This is a genomic window from bacterium (genome assembly GCA_035419245.1).
GTDB lineage: Bacteria > Zhuqueibacterota > Zhuqueibacteria > Residuimicrobiales > Residuimicrobiaceae > JAKPUX01.
Window position 1 is genome coordinate 1 of the sequence record DAOLSP010000021.1, and the last position, 18,592, is coordinate 18,592.

The 18,592-nt window shown below is 59.7% G+C and carries 15 protein-coding genes; 11 read left to right on the plus strand and 4 right to left on the minus strand.

Annotated features, from left to right (window positions below; genetic code table 11):
- Nucleotides 1-251 precede the first annotated feature (251 nt).
- The 4 genes from topA to PLH32_16100 are packed head-to-tail and all read right to left on the minus strand — an operon-like array spanning nt 252 to nt 5,836.
- Nucleotides 252-2,873: a type I DNA topoisomerase gene (gene topA / locus PLH32_16085; GenBank protein HQJ66127.1), complete on the minus strand. Its 2,622-nt coding sequence runs from the start codon at nt 2,871-2,873 to the stop codon at nt 252-254.
- A gap of 29 nt (nt 2,874-2,902) precedes the next feature.
- Nucleotides 2,903-3,889: a Gfo/Idh/MocA family oxidoreductase gene (locus PLH32_16090; GenBank protein ID HQJ66128.1), complete on the minus strand. Its 987-nt coding sequence runs from the start codon at nt 3,887-3,889 to the stop codon at nt 2,903-2,905.
- A 3-nt stretch (nt 3,890-3,892) separates the two neighbouring features.
- A complete protein-coding gene (gene amrB, locus PLH32_16095) occupies nt 3,893-4,966 on the minus strand; it encodes an AmmeMemoRadiSam system protein B (protein ID HQJ66129.1) in 1,074 nt (357 codons plus the stop codon).
- A gap of 57 nt (nt 4,967-5,023) precedes the next feature.
- Nucleotides 5,024-5,836: an aldo/keto reductase gene (locus PLH32_16100; protein ID HQJ66130.1), complete on the minus strand. Its 813-nt coding sequence runs from the start codon at nt 5,834-5,836 to the stop codon at nt 5,024-5,026.
- 473 nt (nt 5,837-6,309) lie between these two features.
- Between PLH32_16100 and PLH32_16105 the strand changes: the two genes are divergently transcribed.
- From PLH32_16105 to PLH32_16155, 11 genes are all read left to right on the plus strand, one after another.
- Nucleotides 6,310-8,880 carry an FAD-dependent oxidoreductase gene (locus tag PLH32_16105; protein HQJ66131.1) on the plus strand — a complete coding sequence of 857 codons (2,571 nt, stop codon included), beginning with the start codon at nt 6,310-6,312 and terminating at the stop codon, nt 8,878-8,880.
- 9 nt (nt 8,881-8,889) lie between these two features.
- The gene (gene ssnA, locus PLH32_16110) at nt 8,890-10,266 is read left to right on the plus strand and encodes a putative aminohydrolase SsnA (GenBank protein HQJ66132.1); all 1,377 of its coding nucleotides are present in this window, start codon (nt 8,890-8,892) and stop codon (nt 10,264-10,266) included.
- 335 nt (nt 10,267-10,601) lie between these two features.
- Nucleotides 10,602-11,432 (plus strand): hypothetical protein, encoded by an 831-nt coding sequence (locus PLH32_16115; protein ID HQJ66133.1) that lies wholly within the window; start codon nt 10,602-10,604, stop codon nt 11,430-11,432.
- 81 nt (nt 11,433-11,513) lie between these two features.
- Nucleotides 11,514-12,056 (plus strand): hypothetical protein, encoded by a 543-nt coding sequence (locus tag PLH32_16120; protein ID HQJ66134.1) that lies wholly within the window; start codon nt 11,514-11,516, stop codon nt 12,054-12,056.
- 73 nt (nt 12,057-12,129) lie between these two features.
- The gene (locus PLH32_16125; GenBank protein HQJ66135.1) at nt 12,130-13,125 is read left to right on the plus strand and encodes a M28 family peptidase; all 996 of its coding nucleotides are present in this window, start codon (nt 12,130-12,132) and stop codon (nt 13,123-13,125) included.
- Nucleotides 13,122-13,622 carry a hypothetical protein gene (locus PLH32_16130; GenBank protein HQJ66136.1) on the plus strand — a complete coding sequence of 167 codons (501 nt, stop codon included), beginning with the start codon at nt 13,122-13,124 and terminating at the stop codon, nt 13,620-13,622. Before PLH32_16125 ends, PLH32_16130 begins: the two co-directional genes overlap by 4 nt.
- 222 nt (nt 13,623-13,844) lie before the next feature.
- Nucleotides 13,845-14,825, plus strand: a complete 981-nt coding sequence (locus tag PLH32_16135; GenBank protein HQJ66137.1) for an ADP-ribosylglycohydrolase family protein — start codon at nt 13,845-13,847, stop codon at nt 14,823-14,825.
- A gap of 265 nt (nt 14,826-15,090) precedes the next feature.
- Complete coding sequence (locus PLH32_16140; protein ID HQJ66138.1) at nt 15,091-15,648, plus strand: hypothetical protein; 558 nt, start codon at nt 15,091-15,093, stop codon at nt 15,646-15,648.
- Between the two features lie 252 nt (nt 15,649-15,900).
- The gene (locus tag PLH32_16145; GenBank protein HQJ66139.1) at nt 15,901-16,662 is read left to right on the plus strand and encodes a class I SAM-dependent methyltransferase; all 762 of its coding nucleotides are present in this window, start codon (nt 15,901-15,903) and stop codon (nt 16,660-16,662) included.
- A 602-nt stretch (nt 16,663-17,264) separates the two neighbouring features.
- Nucleotides 17,265-17,843, plus strand: coding sequence for a DinB family protein (locus tag PLH32_16150; protein HQJ66140.1), 579 nt, complete (start codon nt 17,265-17,267; stop codon nt 17,841-17,843).
- 54 nt (nt 17,844-17,897) lie between these two features.
- Nucleotides 17,898-18,473 (plus strand): class I SAM-dependent methyltransferase, encoded by a 576-nt coding sequence (locus PLH32_16155; protein ID HQJ66141.1) that lies wholly within the window; start codon nt 17,898-17,900, stop codon nt 18,471-18,473.
- The last annotated feature ends 119 nt before the right edge of the window (nt 18,474-18,592 follow it).

Here is an 18,592-nt window from a genome sequence, read left to right on the forward strand (position 1 = left end):
GTTTGGTGGCGGGCAAGCTTGCTTCACTCGCACGATACTGACTAGAACCAATTAACAAGGCATGACGGAAAGAGCTCGGAGGGTTGCAAGGATCCGATGGGAATTCACAGTGAATGCAGGCACACATTTGAAGGATACATGCAACAATTTCAGCAATGGTGTTGCCGGGCCTTACCAGCGTCATGCAAGTTTCAGCACTGGCGTTGAGAGTGGGCCCGAATCCGCACCCATGGGCGGTCTGACCTGTTCCCTCAGCGTCGCCGCGGCGCGCTGATCTTTTCCCGCTTGCTCTGCCACTGCCCCTCCTCATAGTAGGCTACCCACCCCGAAGGCTCGCCCGCCGCATCGACGCCGACCAGATACTGCCTGGCCTCCTTGCGCTTCCAACGAATCTCAAAGGTATTGCCGCCCGGGTCGCTCTGCGGCGCGTCGGCAAGGTAGTGGAATTTGGGATCGAGTTCGGCGCGGTGGCGCGCCAGATCGGCCACCCGAGGCGAGGCGGTCTCGCGCGAGCGCGGAAAGGTATGGGCGGCGAGAAACAGCCCGGCAGCGCCGTCGCGAAGCAGGAAATAGGCATCGGATTTTTTGCACTTCAGTTCGGGCATGGGCACGGGATCGGACTTGGGCGGGGCCGCCTGCCCCCCGCGCAGCAGCTTGCGGGTGTTCTTGCACTCGGGATAGCGGCTGCAGCCGAAGTATTTGCCGAAGCGTCCGGTCTTGAGTTGCATCTCCGCCCCACACTTGTCGCAGACCAGGGTCGGGCCGTCGTACCCCTTGAGCTTGAAGACCCCCTCCTCGATCACCCAGCCGCTGCAGTCGGGACTGTTGCCGCAGACGTGCAACTTGCGACGGGCGTCGATGAAATAGCTGTCCATCGCCGCGCCGCACTGGTCGCAGCGGCGCCGTGCGAGCAGTTCCTCCGCGTTGCCCTCCTCCTCCCCTTCCAGGGACTCCCGGGCCGGCTTGACCGCAGCGGCTTCGTCGCCTGGAACGAGGTTGATCGTACTCTTGCAGCGCTCCTTAGGCGGCAGCTCGTAACCGGAGCAGCTGAGGAAGACGCCGGTCCCGGCGGTCCGGATCACCATCGGCCGGCCGCACGCAGCGCAGGGGATATCGGTCGGCACCGGCTCGTTGCGGCGCATCTTCTCGCCGGCGGCGCCGAGCTGCTGTTTGAATCCGGCATAGAAGGCGTCGAGGGTCTGCTTCCACTCCGCCTCGCCGGTGGCGATGGCGTCGAGTTTTTCCTCCATCGCCGCTGTAAAGCCATAATCCATCAGGTCATCAAAGCTCTCGACGAGGCGGTCGGTGACGATATCGCCGATCTTCAGGGCATAGAAACGCCGGCTGACGAGCTTGACGTAGCCGCGCTCCTGGATGGTGGTGATGATCGAGGCGTAGGTGGAGGGGCGGCCGATGCCGCGCTTCTCGAGTTCGCGCACCAGGCTGGCCTCGCTGTAGCGGGCGGGTGGTTTGGTGAAGTGCTGGGTCGGATCGAGTTTTTTCAGCATGAGCACATCGCCCACCCGCAGGTCGGGCATTTCGGTCTCGTCCTCCTTTTTGGCCGGAGGCAGCACCCGCATCCAGCCGTCGAAGCGCATCACCCGGCCGCGGGCGCGCAACTCATAGTCGCCCGCCTGGATGGTGATAGCGGTGGTGTCAAACTCGGCCGGTTTCATCTGGCAGGCGATGAACTGGCGCCAGATCAGGTCATAGAGTCGCTCGGCATCGCGCTCGAGTCCGGGGATGGCGCCCGGCTCGGCCTCGGTGCGCGTAGGGCGGATCGCCTCATGGGCCTCCTGGGCGCCCGCCTTGCTGGCGAAGTAGTTGGGCTTTTCGGGCAGATAGGCGGCGCCGAACTCCTTTGCGATGAAATGGCGGACCGCGCCGATCGCCTCGGGCGCCAGATGGAAGGAGTCGGTGCGCATGTAGGTGATGTGTCCGGCCTCATAGAGGCGCTGCGCGAGGAGCATGGTCTTTTTCACCCCGAAGCCGAGGCGGACGCTCGCCGCCTGCTGCAGGGTCGTGGTGATGAAGGGGGGATAGGGCCGTGAGACCGTCGGGGCATCCTTGCGCTCGGTGATGGTATAGACCGCCTTCTCCAGTTCGGCCATGGCGGCATCAGTCTGGATTTTGTTCACCGGTTTGAAAGTCCTGCCCTGGTGCTTGACCACCTGGGCGCGCACCGGGTTCTTGCCGAGGAGGTCAGCCCAGAGTTCCCAGTATTCCTCCGGCACAAAGGCGCGGATCTCGCGCTCGCGCTCGACGATAAGGCGTACCGCCACCGACTGCACCCGTCCGGCCGAGAGACCGCGGGCGATCTTTTGCCACAACAGCGGCGAGACCATATAGCCGACCACGCGGTCGAGAAAGCGACGCGCCTGCTGGGCGTTGACGCGATCCATGTTGATCTCGCCGGGCGTGCTGAAGGCCTTTTGCAGGGCCGATTTGGTGATCTCGCTGAAGGTGACACGGCGGTAGCGGGCGGGATCGCCGCCGATGGATTCCCGCAGGTGCCAGGCGATCGCCTCGCCCTCGCGGTCGAGGTCGGTGGCCAGAAATATGGCATCGGCGGCCGCGGCGGCCTGCCTGAGTTCGCGCAGCACTTTGGTCTTGCCCGGCAGGATGACATAATGGGCTTTCCAGCCGTTCTCGGGATCGATGCCCATCACCCGCACCAGGTTGCGCTGCTTGCGCACCTCGGCCGAGAGCTTCGCCCCGCCCTCCTCTTTGGCCGCTGCGCCGGCCTGGGCGGCGCTGGTCGGCAGGTCGCGGATATGGCCGACCGAGGATTTGACGATATAGTCGCTCCCGATATATTTGTTGATGGTTTTCGCCTTGGCCGGCGATTCGACGATGACAAGCGTTTTGGCCATGAATCGGTCTGTTCCTTCGCTGATGAATATTATCGTGCAACCATTTGCTCCATCACCCAGCTGGTGCGCGCCGCGCTCACGCCGGTGGAGAGGGGCTCTGTTTCGCCGCGCAGGGCGGCGACGAGATTTGCGATCAGAGGGTACTGGACGTGCTGCGGCTTGGGGTGAGGATACTCCTGCCGGCCATAGTGGTTCTCCAGAATGACCGGTACGAATTCGAAGGTGGAGAGGCGGATGAGACCCTCGCTGCCGATGATCTCGATCTCGTCGCGGGCGTGGCCCTGCGGTGCGGCATAGCACCAGCTGCCGCAGCCCGCAGTCCCGCCAGCATGGCGCCAGCTCGCTAGGACCGTATCCTCAGCCGCATAGGCGCCGCCCAGATTGCAGGCGTTGGTCCGGATCGAGCCGATCGGGCCGAGAAGAAAATCGAGATAATCGAGGGTGTGACTGGCAAGGTCGAAAAAGAGGCCGCCGCCGCTGATCTCCGGCCGCAGCCGCCAGGGGAGGCCGCCGCTGACATCGTCGAGCGGCCGGAGAAAGCGCACTTGCACCAACCGCACCAATCCGATGGCGCCCGTTTCAACCAGTTCCTTTACCTGCCGGAATCCCGGCAGGGCGCGGCGGTAATAGGCGACAAAGAGCGGCACTCCGGTCTTTTGCTGCACGCGCAGCATCTCGCAACATTCGGCATAGGTGCGGGCCATGGGCTTTTCGACATAGACCGCCTTGCCGGCACGCAGGGCGCGGATGGCGTACTCCGCGTGGCCGGCCGGTGGCGTGGCGACATAGACCGCGTTGACCTCGGGATCGCCGATCAGCTGGTCCGCATCGGCATACCAGCGCGGCACCTGATGGCGCCGGGCATAGTCGGCGGCGCGCGCGGCATCACGGCGCATCACCGCCACCAACTGCGAGTGGGGAACCTGCTGTAACGCCGGGCCGCTCTTGACCTCGGTCACATCCCCGCAGCCGACGATGCCCCAGCGGATCTCGTCCGCATACCCGGGAACCGTCATGGTCTAGTAATACCCCACCGAAAAGAAGCCCACCCAGTGCTGCAGGGAAAAGGGGGCGGTCAGCCCCATGCCGGTCTGCGTCAGGGGCAGCACGCCGCCGCTCCAGGTATCGTCATAGCGCAGCAGCCGGCCCTGCAGCGGCGGTCGTCCCGTCTGCATCGCCAGCTGCGCGACGACCTTCAAGCCGAAGGGGATCGAGTAGCGGCCGCACCAGAGAACATTTCTGGATTGATGATAGTCGCTGGCGGTGATCTCACCGATGAGGCCGCCGATCTTTTCAGGCTGCAGAGTGCCGGTCAGCCAGGTATCGACCAGGCGCTGATCCTGGGCGATAGCACGCGCATGGGCGCTCGAGTCGATCCCGAAGGGGGTGTTGTTGAAATCAACGCCGTAGTGGTTGGCGTCCGAGGAGATCAACACGATAAAGTCGCGGCCCCATTGCAAGTTTTCCTGCCTCAGGTAGGCGGCGACCGCACCGGCCAGCACCGCTGCCACCGAGTCCATCCGCGCCTCCGGCATAGCGGTGACCATGACCGGGGTGATTTGGACACCCGGATTATAATGCTGCAGCCACGGCACCAGGGCTTCGATGGAGTGTTCGAGCTGATGCGCCCGGTCGCTGACCAGCAGCGCCGATTCCGCCAGGGCGCTTTTGAGATGCTCGCGCAGCGACGAAATCGCCACTTCGCTGCCGCTCAGGCCGCGCCAGGCGCGGTGGTTCTCCAGGATCAGCACCCCCTCGGGGTCGCCGATCTCCTTGCGTACCGTGCCGTGGGTGAGACCGATGATCAGCGCCTCGCGGCAGCGCAGCCTGCTGAAGAGGGGGTAATAGGTCCGGCCGGCGTAAAGATAGTCGTCGTGCGGCGAGATGGCGGCGTAAAGGGGCTGTGGGGATCGGGCGCTCCCGTCCAGAGTCCCTCCCGCCTCCATAGCCAGAAAGGCGTCGAGCCGCGCCATCTGGGCGGCATCCCAGCAAAAACCGATCTCATCCCGCACCGGACGAAGGCCCTGGGATTCCTGTGCGGCGGCGCCAAGAATTGCGATCATGCCGGTCACGAGAAAAACGGTTCCTCGCATCTTGCCTCCGGGAAAAAGGGAACAGAACAACGGATCTGCGGTGGAGGTCCTATCCGCTTACATGAACCACTTTTTACGGCTGTGGACGACATCGCCGAAACCGCGCATGAAGGCCATATCCTCCTCGCCCAGTGGGCCCTGGCGCACAGCGGCGATGTTCTCGCGCAGCTCGCGCTCGTTGCGCGGGGCCGTCAGCACAGTGTGAACGTGGGGATTGGTGAGCACAAAACGGTAGCATTCGCCGGCGGTTGGCACGCGCGCGTCTTTAGGCAGCGATTTGGGGCGGCGCACCAGGTAGCTCCAGCGGGTGGCGGTGTAGCAGATCACACCGGGATCATGGGCCGCAAGGTGCGGAAAGATATCCTGCTCAGCGCCGCGATGGGCGGCGTTGTAGCGCAGCATCAGGGCATTCATCTCGCCGCTCTCCGCCAGCTCGCCCAAAAAGCGGCGGTTGTGGCAGGAGAGGCCGATCGCGCGCACCTTGCCCTCCTCCTTCAACTTGAGCAGCTCATCACGCACCTTTTGCGAAAATTCAGCCGGCTTCATCACGCCCAGAAACAGAAAGATGTCGATATAATCGGTGTCGAACTGACGCAGCCGCTTCTCGAAGGTTTTGCGCACATCCTGGGCCCACCAGATATAGTTGTAGGCCCCGGTGGCGAGGACCAGCTGCTCGCGCTGCGCGGGCAGGATCTCGCGCAGCCCGGCGGTCATCTGGGTATCGATGCCGAAAGCGAAAAAGAGATTGATGCCCTCCTCGGCGGCGGTGTGCACCGCATGCTTGCCCGGCCGGTAAGAAGCCGAGAGTCCAAGCGGAGTGACCATGATACCGGTGCTTCCGAAGGGGCGAAGGGGAAGGGAAGTTACCATGCTGCCTCCCGGTCGGGGAATATCCAAAGCGGTCCGCAGTGCAGCCGGCCAGGAATGGCTTTTCTCCTCTTCCCTGCCTGCCTGCCATCAGTGATTAGCCTATGCATCATAAGTTTAAAAATACCCATTCGGCGCTCCAAAATCAAGCGATTCTTGCGGGGCAGCCGGGAGCCGGTCCGGTACAAACCGCAGCCCTGTGGAGCGATAAAGGGCTTGCTCGCCACGCCATAAAAAGCTATATTTGATCCGATTCGGTTGATCATCACGGAACAGCGCAGGCAGCCAGGTCTAGAGGCAGGGGTAGGGGTTCGTGACGGCCGGAGGCGGGACGCCCGGAGGTGAGATGCCCGGAGCCGGAACGGCTGGAACCGGAATGCTCGGAGGTAGGATGCCCGGGGCCTGGGCGTCCTGAACCGGGGTGCCCGCGCCATAGAGACGAATTCTGCGTCCGGGCGACGCACGGGAGCGATAGCGTGAGACACGAAGGACTACTGAGCGATGCCCAACTCAGGGCTGAGTTGAACCGCTGCGAATACTGCGAGGAGAAACCCTGCCGGGAGGCCTGCCCAGCGCACTGCTCGCCGGCCGATTTCATCATGGCGGCGCGCAGCGGCGAACCCGCCGATTACCGTCGCGCCGCCGCCCTGATCCTCGGGGCCAATCCCCTCGGCGGGGTCTGTGGCCTGGTCTGCCCGGACAGCTTTTGCATGGCGGCCTGTGTGCACGCCGGTTTTTCGACTCCGATCGAGATCCCGGCCGTGCAGGCGACCTTGATCCACAAGGCCCATCAGGCCGGCCTGCCGCCCTTTTCCCAGGCCCCGGCCGCCGGCAAAACCGTCGCGATCATCGGCGCCGGACCGGCGGGGATCGGGGCGGCGGCGGTGCTGGCGCAGTTGGGCTATGCCGTCGATCTCTACGAACAGGGGCGAAAACCCGGAGGGATGGCGCGGCTGATACCTGGCTTCCGCCTCGACCATAAGGTCCTGCAGGCGGATATCGATTTTATGCTCTCGCTGGGCAGGATCACGTTGCGCCGCAAACGGATCGACGATCCGGCCGCGCTCCTCGGCCCCTGCGCCGTCGTGATCGTCTGCACCGGGCTCGAGCGCCCGGTCCCGCTCGAGGTCCCGGGTGGAGAGGCCGCCCTCAGCTGGCCGTCCTTTCTCGAGAGCCGTACCCGCCTGCAGGGCGAGCGGGTGGCGGTGATCGGCGGGGGGGCCGTGGCCGTCGATGCCGCCGTCACCGCCCGCCGCCGCGGCGCCGGCCACGTCGAGCTCATCTACCGACGCAAGGCCGAGAACATGCCTCTCACCGCCTATGAGCGGGAGCTGATCCTGCGCGAGGGGATCGAACTCACCACCTGCGCGCGCGTCGTGGAGGTGGTACCCGCCGCCGGCAATGGCGCCGGGCCGCAAGCCGGTAAAGCTGGAATGCGGCAGGAATCCCGGATTGCCGGCCTGCGCATTGAAAAACTGATGCTCCCCGCCGGTGCTTCTCCTGAGCCGCGCCATTTCGTCCCCGATCCGCAGGAGCCCCCACACTTCCGCCGCTTCGATCGGGTCATCGCTGCGATCGGCAGCCGCAGCGCGGCGCCGGCGCGCGAAATCCCCGGCCTCTTTTACGCCGGTGATCTCGTCCTGGGCTCCTCGACCGTGGTCGAGTCGGTGGCCTCGGGCAAGAACGCCGCCCTCGCCGCCGACGCCTTTATCCGCAGCGGAAAGCCTGGCGCGCTCAAAAAGCTGGCCAAGAGCCATGCCATCCAGACCGGCCGGAGCCTGGTACCATCTCCAGCCAAGTCGCATGCCATCCTGACCGGCCGGAACCTGCGTCCGGTGGCGCTCGACTACGACTTTTTCGGCCGCCCTCTCCTCTCCCCTTTCCTCCTCTCCGCGGCCCCGCACACCGACGGCCTGCTGCAGTTGCGCACCGCCTATGAAAAGGGCTGGTCTGGCGCGGTGGTCAAGACCGCCTTCGACAACGTTCCCGTCCACATCCCCGGCAGCTACATGTTCGTGCTCGGGCCTTCGACCTATGGCAACTGCGACAACGTCTCCGGCCATCCCCTCGACCAGGTTTGCCGAGAGGTCGAAGCTCTCGTCCGGGAATTCCCCGACCGCCTCACCCTGGCCTCGACCGGGGGACCGGTTACCGGCGAAGACGACGCCGACCGGGCGGTTTGGCAGTCCAACACCCGCAAGCTCGAGGCGGCCGGGGCGATGGGCATCGAATACAGCCTATCCTGCCCCCAGGGCGGCGACGGCACCAAAGGCGACGTGGTCTCGCAGGACGCAGAGCTGACCGCCAGGATCATCGACTGGGTTCTGGAAAGAGGCTCGGCGGAGATCCCCAAGCTCTTCAAACTCACCGCCGCTGTCACCGCCATCGGCCCGATCGCAGCCGCCATCGCGGCGGTGTTCAGCCGCCATCCCGGCAAAAAGGCGGGGATCACCCTGGCCAACAGTTTTCCGGCTATGGCCTTCCGCAAAGCCCCCGGCCGGTGCTGGGAGGAAGGCGTCGTCATCGGCCTCTCCGGGGAGGGCGTGCTGCCGATCAGCAATTACACCCTCGCCCGTGTCGCCGGCATGGGCCTAGCGGTCTCGGGCAACGGCGGTCCGATGAACTACAAGGCAGCGGCCGACTTTCTCGCCCTCGGCGCCCGCAGCGTGCAATTCTGCACCATCGTGATGAAGTACGGCTATGGCATCGTCGACGAACTCCATTCCGGGCTCAGCTTCCTCCTGCAGGCGCGCGGATTCCGCTCGGTGGCGGAGTTGATTGGTTCCGCCCTGCCCGATCCCATCACCCCCTTCGAGGCCCTGAGCAGCCACAAGATGATCCCACAGGTTGATGCCGTTCTCTGCGAGCACTGCGGCAACTGTACGCGCTGCCCCTATCAGGCGATCGTTCTGGACCGTAAACGGGTGCCGCGCTTCGATGCCGCGCGTTGCATCGGCTGCTCGCTCTGCGCGCAAAAGTGCTTCGCCGGGGCCATCTCCATGCGGGAGCGCACCGCGGCGGAGGCGGCCGCATTCCAGGAAAAATAAGGAGGCAGAGTGGAACCCCCCCTGCTCATCGACCACGCTACAATCATCGTTCCCGGTGCCCCCTTCAGGGTACTGCACAATCACGCCCTCCTCATCGAAGCGGGAGCGATCAAGGCCGTCGCACCCTCCGCTGACCTCCACGCCGCAAGTTCCAATGGCCCGGAGCGGGCTGTCGCTCCCGGCAGCCCGCCCGGCGTTCGGATCATTGACGCGGCCGGCCGGATCCTCATGCCCGGCTTTATTAACGCCCATACCCACTGCTACAGCACCTTCGCGCGCGGGTTGACCAAGACCGTGTCGGCGGAGTCGTTCGAGGCGGTCCTGAAGAATCTCTGGTGGCGGCTCGACAAGGCCCTCACCCTCGAGGACTGCTACTGGAGCGCCCTCTCCGCCCTGATGGAGTCGATCCGCAGCGGCACCACAACCCTGATCGATCATCACGCCAGCCCCTGCGCGATCCGTGGTTCGCTCGAGGCCGTTGCCCGCGCCTTTGCGGAGTGCGGCCTGCGCGGCTGCCTCTGTTATGAAGTCTCCGACCGCGACGGCGCCGCAGCGGCTCGAGCAGGGCTGGAGGAAAACGCCGCCTTCATCCGCGCCTGCCGGGAGCGCCGCGATCCGCGCATCGTGGCGATGTTCGGGCTGCACGCCTCCTTCACCCTCAGCGACAAGACTTTGGCGGCTGCGGCTGCCCTCGGCCATGATCTCGACTGCGGCTTTCATATCCACGCCGCAGAGGCCGCTTTGGATCAGGAATATACCCTGCGCCAGTACGGACAGCGCGTGGTCGAGCGGCTGCACAGCCATGGCCTCCTCGGACCCGGATCGATCGCCGCGCATGGCGTCCACCTCGATGAGCGGGAGATGGAGTTACTGGCCGATACCGGCGCCGCGCTGGTCCACAATCCCCAGTCCAATCTCAACAATGCGGTGGGCATCGCCGATCTCACCACCCTCCACGAGAAAGGGGTGTTGACGGGATTGGGTACCGACGCCATGACCACCCGCATGGGGGCGGAGGTGCGCACCGCCCTCTGGTGCCAGCACCTCCTACACCGGGATGCCGCGGTGGGCTTTCAGGCAGCCTCCTCCGCCCTGCTCGTCAACAATCCGAAAATCGCCGGCAACCTCTTCGGCCTGCGATTGGGCGAGCTATCGGCAGGCGCCCCGGCTGACCTCATCCTCATCGACTACGATCCGCCCACCCCCCTGAGAGAGGAAAATGGACTGGGCCATTTTATCTATGGCATCGCGGAGGCGCCGGTGGATACCACTATAGTCGCGGGCAAGGTGCTCATGGAACACCGGCAGCTGCGGCTGGACATCGACGAAAGGGAGGTCCAGGCCCGGGCGCGGGAACAGGCGGAGGCGTTGTGGCAGAGGCTGTAAAATGTGCCGGCGCTCATGCCGGCCGGCAGCAGAACTTTGTCAGTGCCATCCATCCGGGGAGGAAAGGATAAGCTTTCAGGAGAGGACTCCTGCCAAAAAGAAAACTCTTCCTGTGCCTGCATTTCCCTTGCCTTGAATGGTTTTATTTTGTATCATCAATAAAACAGAATTCCCGGGGAGGGATCGCATGGCAGTAGAAGCGCAGTCGAGTCACGAGCCGGGCTGGATGGCGCTTTTTCTGTTTCAGGGCATCCAGGGGGCTGTGCCGGCCGTGTCTGCTGAAGCATGGTGATTCGCTGCTTAACACCTTTTCCGGAAGGCATGCGGAGAATAACATGGCAAAAAACAACGAAAGCAAAAACCTTGAATCGATTGCCAATTCTCATCCAGCGGTTATCTTTTCTATCCTGCTCATCGTGACCCTGATCGTACAGTCAGCGGGAGGATTGTTCATTAAAGGGCTGTATCGGGATAATAACTGGGTTGTGTCGATATACTATGGCACCGACCTCATTACCCTGGTACTCGTCGTACCGGTCCTGATAGCGGCGCTGATGTTAGGCAAACGAGGTTCAGCCAGAGCGCAATTAATCTGGACCGGAACCATGTATTATGCATTCTATAACAATATGTATTTTCTGGGATCGGCTTTTAATCGGTTTTTTCTGGTTTATGTGGCACTTTTTGTCCTCTCTTCATTTGCGATCGTGGCGGTTTTGCTCAATATCGATGCCCGGCGAATAGGCGAGTCCTTTTGTGCCCATATGCCTCGCAAATCGATCGCAACCGTATTATTCCTGAACGCTGCGGTACTCGGCGTAATGTGGATCGGGCAGAGCCTTCACTATATCACAAGCGGAGAACTTCCCCAGCTCATCGGCGACACGGGTGGCGTCACCAATATGGTAGCGGTCTATGATCTTTCGATGATCGTCCCGCTTTATATTTTGGGAGGAATCTGGCTGTGGCGATCACGTCCGTGGGGATATGTGGTATCAGCCATCATGCTCATTCAGAGCACCTTGATAACCACAGTACTGGTCGTTGCGGCGCCATTCCAGGCAGCAGCAGGCGTCCCCAACGCCTGGATGATGGTTCCCTTGTGGGCGCTCATGGGTGTCAGCTTTTTGGCGGCTTCAATTATCCTGCTTAAAAATTTGCATTGACCATTCATTCGAGCAACCTGGCTGAGGATGGATGTAAGGAAAAGTTATAAACAGGAAGCCCTGCTCTGAAGGAAGGTTCTCATGAAATTGCCGGTATCTGTAATCCTCCTTCTCGCTGTTTCAAGCCCCGTGTCCTCAGGTGATCTGGAAAATCAGAAAAAAATCGAGTTGTCAGCGGGTTACTCGTTTCTGATTTACCAATCCATTTTTTCCATGCAAGGGGGTTATGGGTTAGAAGTCGCTGTAAGGAGACAAATCGTCAAGGCACTGAGCTGGCAAGCTGGCATGCGTTTTGGTTCGAGCCCCGTTCATCCTGAAGGATTCCTGCGCATTCTGACAGTGCAAAAATTCGGCGCCTGGCGGCCCATGGTCGGTGGTGAAGTGGGCCTGACCAGCAGCGCCCGTTTTGATGAAGGCGCCAAACTGTTACGCGAAACGCGCCAGGCTATGGAACGAAATATTTCCCATATTTATTGTGCCGGATACGCTGCGCCCCTCTCTTTTGAAATCAGTGCGCGGTGGCGGTTGAATGTATTGGGAATACAGTTCGGCAGCCATCTCGGGCATACCGGGCGCACGACGCGGGTTCAGTTGGGAGTGATCTCGCTGGGAAGAACATGGTAATCTCCACTCTTTTTATGACCGTATTATCGAAGTGGATGAAATAGTACTCGGATCGGTTGTCAAGGAACATAAAATGAAACTTTTACACATTGGAGCAATCGTCCCATTTTTCATACTCTGCTGTTCACCCAGTGCGCCTGATATCAACGGGGCCGGCGTTGCGGTCGAGGTCGCCGACGATGTTGTCACTGCCAACCTGATGCCCTGGATCGAGAAGCTGGCGGCAGTGCGAATGATGGATACACATGTGAATTGTGAAGGCTTTAAAGAGGAGGAGTTGTTTCCCGCCTGTGATTTGAACCGGGATGCGGCTGTCAAACTGGTCACTGAGGCATTCACTTCGATGGGCTTTAAGGCGGACACCATAGCTCTGGGCGAAGGTCCCCAGACCGCGTATAATATCACAGCTGAATACCCTGGGACAACACGTCCCGATGAGGTCCTCCTGGTAGCCAGTCACCTGGATGCCTATTATACCGGAGCGGACGACAATTCGTCTGCCGTAGCGGCCACGCTTGAAACAGCCCGAGCGGTGCGCAAACATAGTTTCGCACGAACCATCCGCTTCATGGCTTTTGATTTGGAGGAATTCGGCTGTTTAGGCAGTACGCGTTATTTTGAAGCAGGCCATGGACATGATGTCGTTGCAGCGATCGTAATGGATATGATAGGTTATGCCTCGTATAAATCCAACAGCCAGAAAAGTATCATGGGCATCAAGCTTCCGGATAAAGGAGATTTTTTGCTCGTTATCGGAAATGAAGCTTCAGCAACCATGACGCAGCGTATGGTCGCTATGGGCAATACGTTCGATCTGGCTAAACTTGTCGGCATCATTGCTCCCGGAGATGGCGGTTATTTTCTTTCAATGGCCTTCATGCGCAGCGATCACGGTTTGCTCTGGTACAACGGCATTCCGGCGCTTTTTCTCACTGACACCGCAAACTTTAGAAATCCGAATTATCACAAAACGACCGATATACCAGCAACTCTTGATCCCGACTTCCTCGCCAGCAATACACGAGCATTGGCAGCAGCTGTCGCCATTTTCGCAGAGGTGCAGAAATGATAAGAATATCAACCCTCGCACTTGTCCTCTCTTGCGCGATGGTCAATGCCGGACCGCAACTGAGAGTAACGCCGGTCATGCATCAAACAGCTGCCTATTATTCTTCAAGCTGTGTTACCGTGGCAGGGATGGGCTTTGGCGGCGGAGTTCAAATGGTCTATGGAAAAAACCTTGTGGCTCAAACAGATGCCAATATCCTCTGGGCAAACGGAAATGCATTTTCCACCCGGTTCGCGTTGGGTGTACACCGCGAGGGTTGCTGGCAGCCAGCCGTTTTCGGAACCTTTGATCTGCTTTGGGGTCAGCGAACAGAAGTGCTCACAGCAGCAGGTCGCCGTCCGGCGACGCCGGTATGGGCAATTGGAATGCGCGCGACTCCATTACGATTCAATGGCTCTTACGGATATGCTTCTGCCCTGGAATTGGGCTACGGCATAGCTCCAGACCAGGGAATGATGCTGGAAGTCACGATCCTCTCAGGCGGTATTCGCTGGTGAATCGGATTATCAGCTGAACAATGAAACAAGATCAGCCCGAAATACCGCCGATGGCGCAAGGCTATTCATCCAGAAAAGGAGTGCTCAAACAGGAATTCTCATCAACACCCTTCGATTGGATAGGATGACAAGGCCTTAACGCCCATCCTTTGTCGAGGTCGACTTTTATCAAGGAGCACGTTCGTAAATTCACCTTTGAGCTGTCAGATCGTGGAGCACGAGATGAACACGATGGAGAGATTTCACGGAAGCCTGCTTGGACTCGCGGTGGGTGACGCCGTTGGGACAACGGTAGAGTTTCAAAGCCGGGGAACCTTCGAGCCTCTGACCGATATGGTCGGAGGAGGCCCGTTCCGGCTTGCGCCTGGTCAATGGACGGACGACACGTCAATGGCGCTTTGTCTGGCTACCAGTCTCATCGAGCAAGATGCGTTCGATGCCCGGGATCAAATGGACCGTTACTGCCGCTGGGCCGATACAGGCTACCTGAGCAGTACCGGGCATTGCTTCGACATCGGCAACACCGTCGCGTCGGCACTGCGAAGGTATCAGCGCGATGGTAATCCGTATGCCGGATCCATCGATCCCCATACCGCAGGCAACGGCTGCATCATGAGGCTCGCCCCCGTTGCGATGCGTTTCTTTCCCCATCTTGATATGGTCGAACGATTTGCGATCCTGAGTTCACGCACAACGCATGGCGCCGGGGAGTGTATCGACGCATGCCGGCTCTTCTCCAGGATCATTTGCCGCGCCCTCCTGGGAGAGTCCAAGGAGGAAGTGCTCTCAGGCGATGCCGGCCTGGTCTTCTCGAGCGAGCGCATTTCGGCGATTGCTCTTGCGTCTTATCGAACAAAGCCGGACGAACAGATACGAGGATCCGGCTATGTCGGCGAGAGTCTGGAAGCGGCGCTGTGGGCTTTCGCGCATACCGATACTTTTAAAGATGCAATTTTGGCGGCGGCGAATCTTGGAGACGACGCGGATACCACAGCGGCCGTATGCGGCCAGGTTGCCGGCGCCTACTACGGCGAAAGCGGGATTCCCGAACATTGGCTGGATCGCCTGGCGATGCGCTATGAAATGACGAAACTGGCGGATCAGCTTTATCTGAAAACGGTAGAAGCGGTCAATCCCCACAATACTGCGGCCACGCTGTCAAGCATGAACACGCTCAGGGGGCATGAGACACAGCCTGCTTAGGATACGTAATCAATGTGAATGGAATCAGGTATGAGCTTGATGACGGAAGATCTGAAAGAATTGCAGAGGCAGCTCGGGAAGGGATCCATCCAGCGGGCATACGGAGCCCTTCTCTTCTACATCATGCGGTTGCGCACGCATTTCGCGAACAAGTATGGAGATCATGTGGTCTCCGGTCTCTACCAGGGCTACTTGGATAAGAGCTATTTCGCCATCCTCCCCCCTGCGCTCAGAGACCGCGGACCGAAAGTGGCGGCGGTCCCTCATGCACATGCCTTGCGGCGGCGGCCCCGAAAACGACAGTACATGGTACGGCCTTGTGGTGCTCCTTGTACCCTCCCTGTTTCTGGGGATCTCCTTCGTCGTCATGATGGGATGTGTCCACCGTCTGGCACCTGCAGATAGGAAGATATGGAGTCAGATGGGATTCATGTTTGCGACGATGTACGGCACCCTGATTTGCATGAACTATTTCGTTCAACTCACCCTTGTCGCCCCGGCCCTCTATCGTGGCACGGTCAGCGAAAGCGTCCGGCCTTTTCTGTTCAATGTTTTCAACTCCTTCACCTATTCAGTCGACCTACTGGGATATAGCTTTATGAGTATGTCGACACTTTTTGCTGCATTCGTATTCCCGGGGCCGGGGCTGCACAAGACGGTTCGGTGGTTTCTCATCGCCAATGGCCTTATCATGCCCTTTATCGCTCTGCAAACCTTCTATCATCCTTTGATTTGGGGTGCCGCGTTGTGGCCGGTGACGCTGCCAGGCGCGAAGATTTCTTTGGCGGTGCTGTTCAGAAGAATTCTGAAAGGACTGGCATAACATCGCTGGTGCCAAAGCTTGAGCATGGAACCTGAATCGGACCTGAACGCTGGACGCTGCTGTATCACATTGGGCTATTGTATCGCGATTCCGATGAGCTTTTCGCCGTATGGGCATCGGAGCTGGGAGCGACAGCCGGGGAATCTGGGGCATCCGGGTTTCATCGACGTGTCTCATCACGGCATGCACCCGGCTCGCGCTGAGCGCTCTCGGCGCTGTCGATAGACGCGGCTTTTCACTCGAGAGAAAATCATGAGAAACCAATTAGAGTATGGGAACTGGATCCGCAAAAAGATTCTCTTTATCCTGGGCGTATGCACGCTTGTTTTTTTCGCTCTCATCTTTCTGCCCTTTGGATTTCTCTATCGTATCTTCATGACTGGCGGCTTCATATTCGCCGCCGTCAGCTTTCTGTTCCCGTTGTATGCTTATATTATGTTCTCGCAACGTGGCGGGAAATACCAGGACAAAGTCTATCAGCTGATCACTCAAAGTCTTGGCGATGGAGTTACGGGCCAAATTCTCGATATTGGCGCTGGCAACGGCGTGTTGGCCGTAAAGCTTGCCCAGATCTATCCGGAAGCTCGGGTTACCGGTATTGATTATTGGGGAAAGGATTGGGAGTATTCCAAGAATGCATGTGAAAGGAATGCGCTGATCGGCAAGGTCAAAAACCGCGTCCGCTTTCAAAAGGGAGACGCGGCAAAGCTGGAGTTTGATGATGACATGTTCGATGCCGTAGTCAGCAACCTGACCTTTCATGAAGTGCGATCCGTTAAGGATAAACGTGAAGTAGTTCTGGAAGCGCTGCGGGTTTTGAAGCCTGCCGGAAGGTTCGCCTTTGTTGATTACTTTTACGATACGAAACGCTACGGGAGTCCGGATGACTTTAAAAAACATTTCAATTTATCGCAGCTGGAGTATAAACCGATCAAAGAGTTGATCGAGATGCCATTCCTGTTACGGCATCCAAAAATATTTGGCAAAGTAGGCCTCCTCTACGGCAAGAAATAGATCCTGGTCTAGGCGTCGAACAGAGCGTAGTGCGCAGAGACAACCGGCGTATCAGCCGCACCAGGATCGGCGCCCGTTCTCACTGGTCGGTAAAACGCGGCCAGGAGCTCGAACACTGGGCTGAGGGCATCATCCTGCTGGACGAGTGGTCTCTCTTCAGCCACCCCGAGCCGCGGCTAGCCCGTGTTCGATGGATCCGCCATATCCCATTCCTGGCAAACGCCTTGCGAATTTTCCACTACACTTTTAGGGCAACCGGCCAGGAATTCTGACCTGGGGCGCAACGAAAGACGAGGTGGGACAGAAAAGACCATGGAACGTGGGGATGGTATTTACGGCAACCGGAAGAGGGTCAAACACGATTGTTCACCAGGTTAAGGACGCGATATGATTTTTCCTTTCCCTGGATCATCTACTATCTGCTCTATGATTTTGGCGATATCATCATGATGCGGAAGTGTATGTTAGGGATAAAAGAGCGGGCGGAGCACCATGTAGGGCAAAGCCGATAACCGTTTTCCATGCTGCCGGCAAGGCAGCTTTTTGGAGTTTTTGCCGGCGGCATGATCCACCCATGGGCATCTTTTACAGCGAAAGACAGAATGACGACAAGTAGACCACACCACAGCCTGCAACCGATCCGATCCCCCTGGCTGATCGCCGGCCGGCTGCTCATCGCAGCTGTGTTCCTGGCGGAGGCTGACCTGGACGCCAGGCCTTCCCAGGGCGGCTGGACCATCCGCCAGATCGTCCACCTCATCGTCGATGGAGACGACATCTGGAAGCTGTGCATAAAGATGGCGATGGGAAATGAAGACGGGGAGTTTGCCCTGGAATGGTACTGGGCGCTGCCTCAGCAGACATGGGCGGAGCGATGGGCCTACGCCAAACGCTCACCGGATGTTTCCCTCGCTCTCTTCAGGGCGGAAAGGGCGCATGTGGTGCAACTGCTCGAGAGTGCGCCGGAGGTATGGGAGCGTTCGGTCACATTGCGTACACCGAAGGGTGAATGGAGCGGGTTCCTGTTGGATTTGTGGTGCAAATGCAAGCGGACCACGTTTTCCATCACATCAAGCGGCTTCATGCTATTTTGGCTGAACGGGGTGGCGCGTGACCAGACGGTAACAATCCTGCAGCGCCCTGTCGTACAGGCCGAAATCGCGTCGCCAGGCCGGGTATGATATAGAGGATAATCTCCAAATGGCAAATCAAGTCATTCCATTAAAGGTAATCCCATGACAACAGTCCATCCAAGAGTGTGTCCAGTCGAGCTTGCTGATTCTCTGGACAACAAACTGAGGCGGTGGCTGCAAAATCCACACAAGATACTTGCACCCTATCTATCCGAGGGCATGTGCGCATTGGATGTCGGCTGCGGCCCTGGGTTCTTCTCGATCGAGCTTGCGCGGCTGGTGGGCCCTGGCGGGAGAGTTATAGCGGCTGATCTGCAACAGGGTATGCTCGACAAGCTGGCTGCCAAAATCAGGGGAACGGACCTGGCGACGCGCATCCATCTGCTCAAGTGTGATACCTCCAACCTCAACCTTTCGGAACCGGTTGATTTCATCCTGACCTTCTACATGGTGCATGAAGTGCCGGATCAGGCGGCCTTCTTCCGCCAGCTGTACCCCTGGCTGCGCGAAACAGGGAAAATTCTCCTGGTCGAGCCTAGAATGTACCATGTGTCGCGGAAGCAGTTTCGCGAAACCCTTCATCGTGCCGAAGCGGCGGGATTTGTCAGCACGCTGGGGCCCAGCCTGCTGCTGAGCTGGTCGGCCGTGCTGATCAAGAAAGCAGCAGCGGCGAGTTGACCCTCGCCCGCACTGGAGATCGGGCTCGACCTGGTGCGTAAAAGCCGTTGCTCCCGTGAAAGATTCGCCAGGCCGGCTGGTCCCGCCCGCGCCCGCTTTTCGCCGGTCGGCCATACGCA

Excerpts from the sequence above, each read along its gene's own strand:
- topA (HQJ66127.1), bottom strand. The coding sequence starts at position 2,873 with ATGGCCAAAACGCTTGTCATCGTCGAATCGCCGGCCAAGGCGAAAACC.
- PLH32_16150 (HQJ66140.1), top strand. The coding sequence starts at position 17,265 with ATGACGACAAGTAGACCACACCACAGCCTGCAACCGATCCGATCCCCC.
- PLH32_16130 (HQJ66136.1), top strand. The coding sequence starts at position 13,122 with ATGATAAGAATATCAACCCTCGCACTTGTCCTCTCTTGCGCGATGGTC.
- PLH32_16090 (HQJ66128.1), bottom strand. The coding sequence starts at position 3,889 with ATGACGGTTCCCGGGTATGCGGACGAGATCCGCTGGGGCATCGTCGGC.
- PLH32_16120 (HQJ66134.1), top strand. The coding sequence starts at position 11,514 with ATGAAATTGCCGGTATCTGTAATCCTCCTTCTCGCTGTTTCAAGCCCC.
- PLH32_16145 (HQJ66139.1), top strand. The coding sequence starts at position 15,901 with ATGAGAAACCAATTAGAGTATGGGAACTGGATCCGCAAAAAGATTCTC.
- PLH32_16100 (HQJ66130.1), bottom strand. The coding sequence starts at position 5,836 with ATGGTAACTTCCCTTCCCCTTCGCCCCTTCGGAAGCACCGGTATCATG.
- PLH32_16115 (HQJ66133.1), top strand. The coding sequence starts at position 10,602 with ATGGCAAAAAACAACGAAAGCAAAAACCTTGAATCGATTGCCAATTCT.
- PLH32_16125 (HQJ66135.1), top strand. The coding sequence starts at position 12,130 with ATGAAACTTTTACACATTGGAGCAATCGTCCCATTTTTCATACTCTGC.
- PLH32_16155 (HQJ66141.1), top strand. The coding sequence starts at position 17,898 with ATGACAACAGTCCATCCAAGAGTGTGTCCAGTCGAGCTTGCTGATTCT.
- amrB (HQJ66129.1), bottom strand. The coding sequence starts at position 4,966 with ATGCGAGGAACCGTTTTTCTCGTGACCGGCATGATCGCAATTCTTGGC.
- PLH32_16140 (HQJ66138.1), top strand. The coding sequence starts at position 15,091 with ATGCACATGCCTTGCGGCGGCGGCCCCGAAAACGACAGTACATGGTAC.
- PLH32_16135 (HQJ66137.1), top strand. The coding sequence starts at position 13,845 with ATGAACACGATGGAGAGATTTCACGGAAGCCTGCTTGGACTCGCGGTG.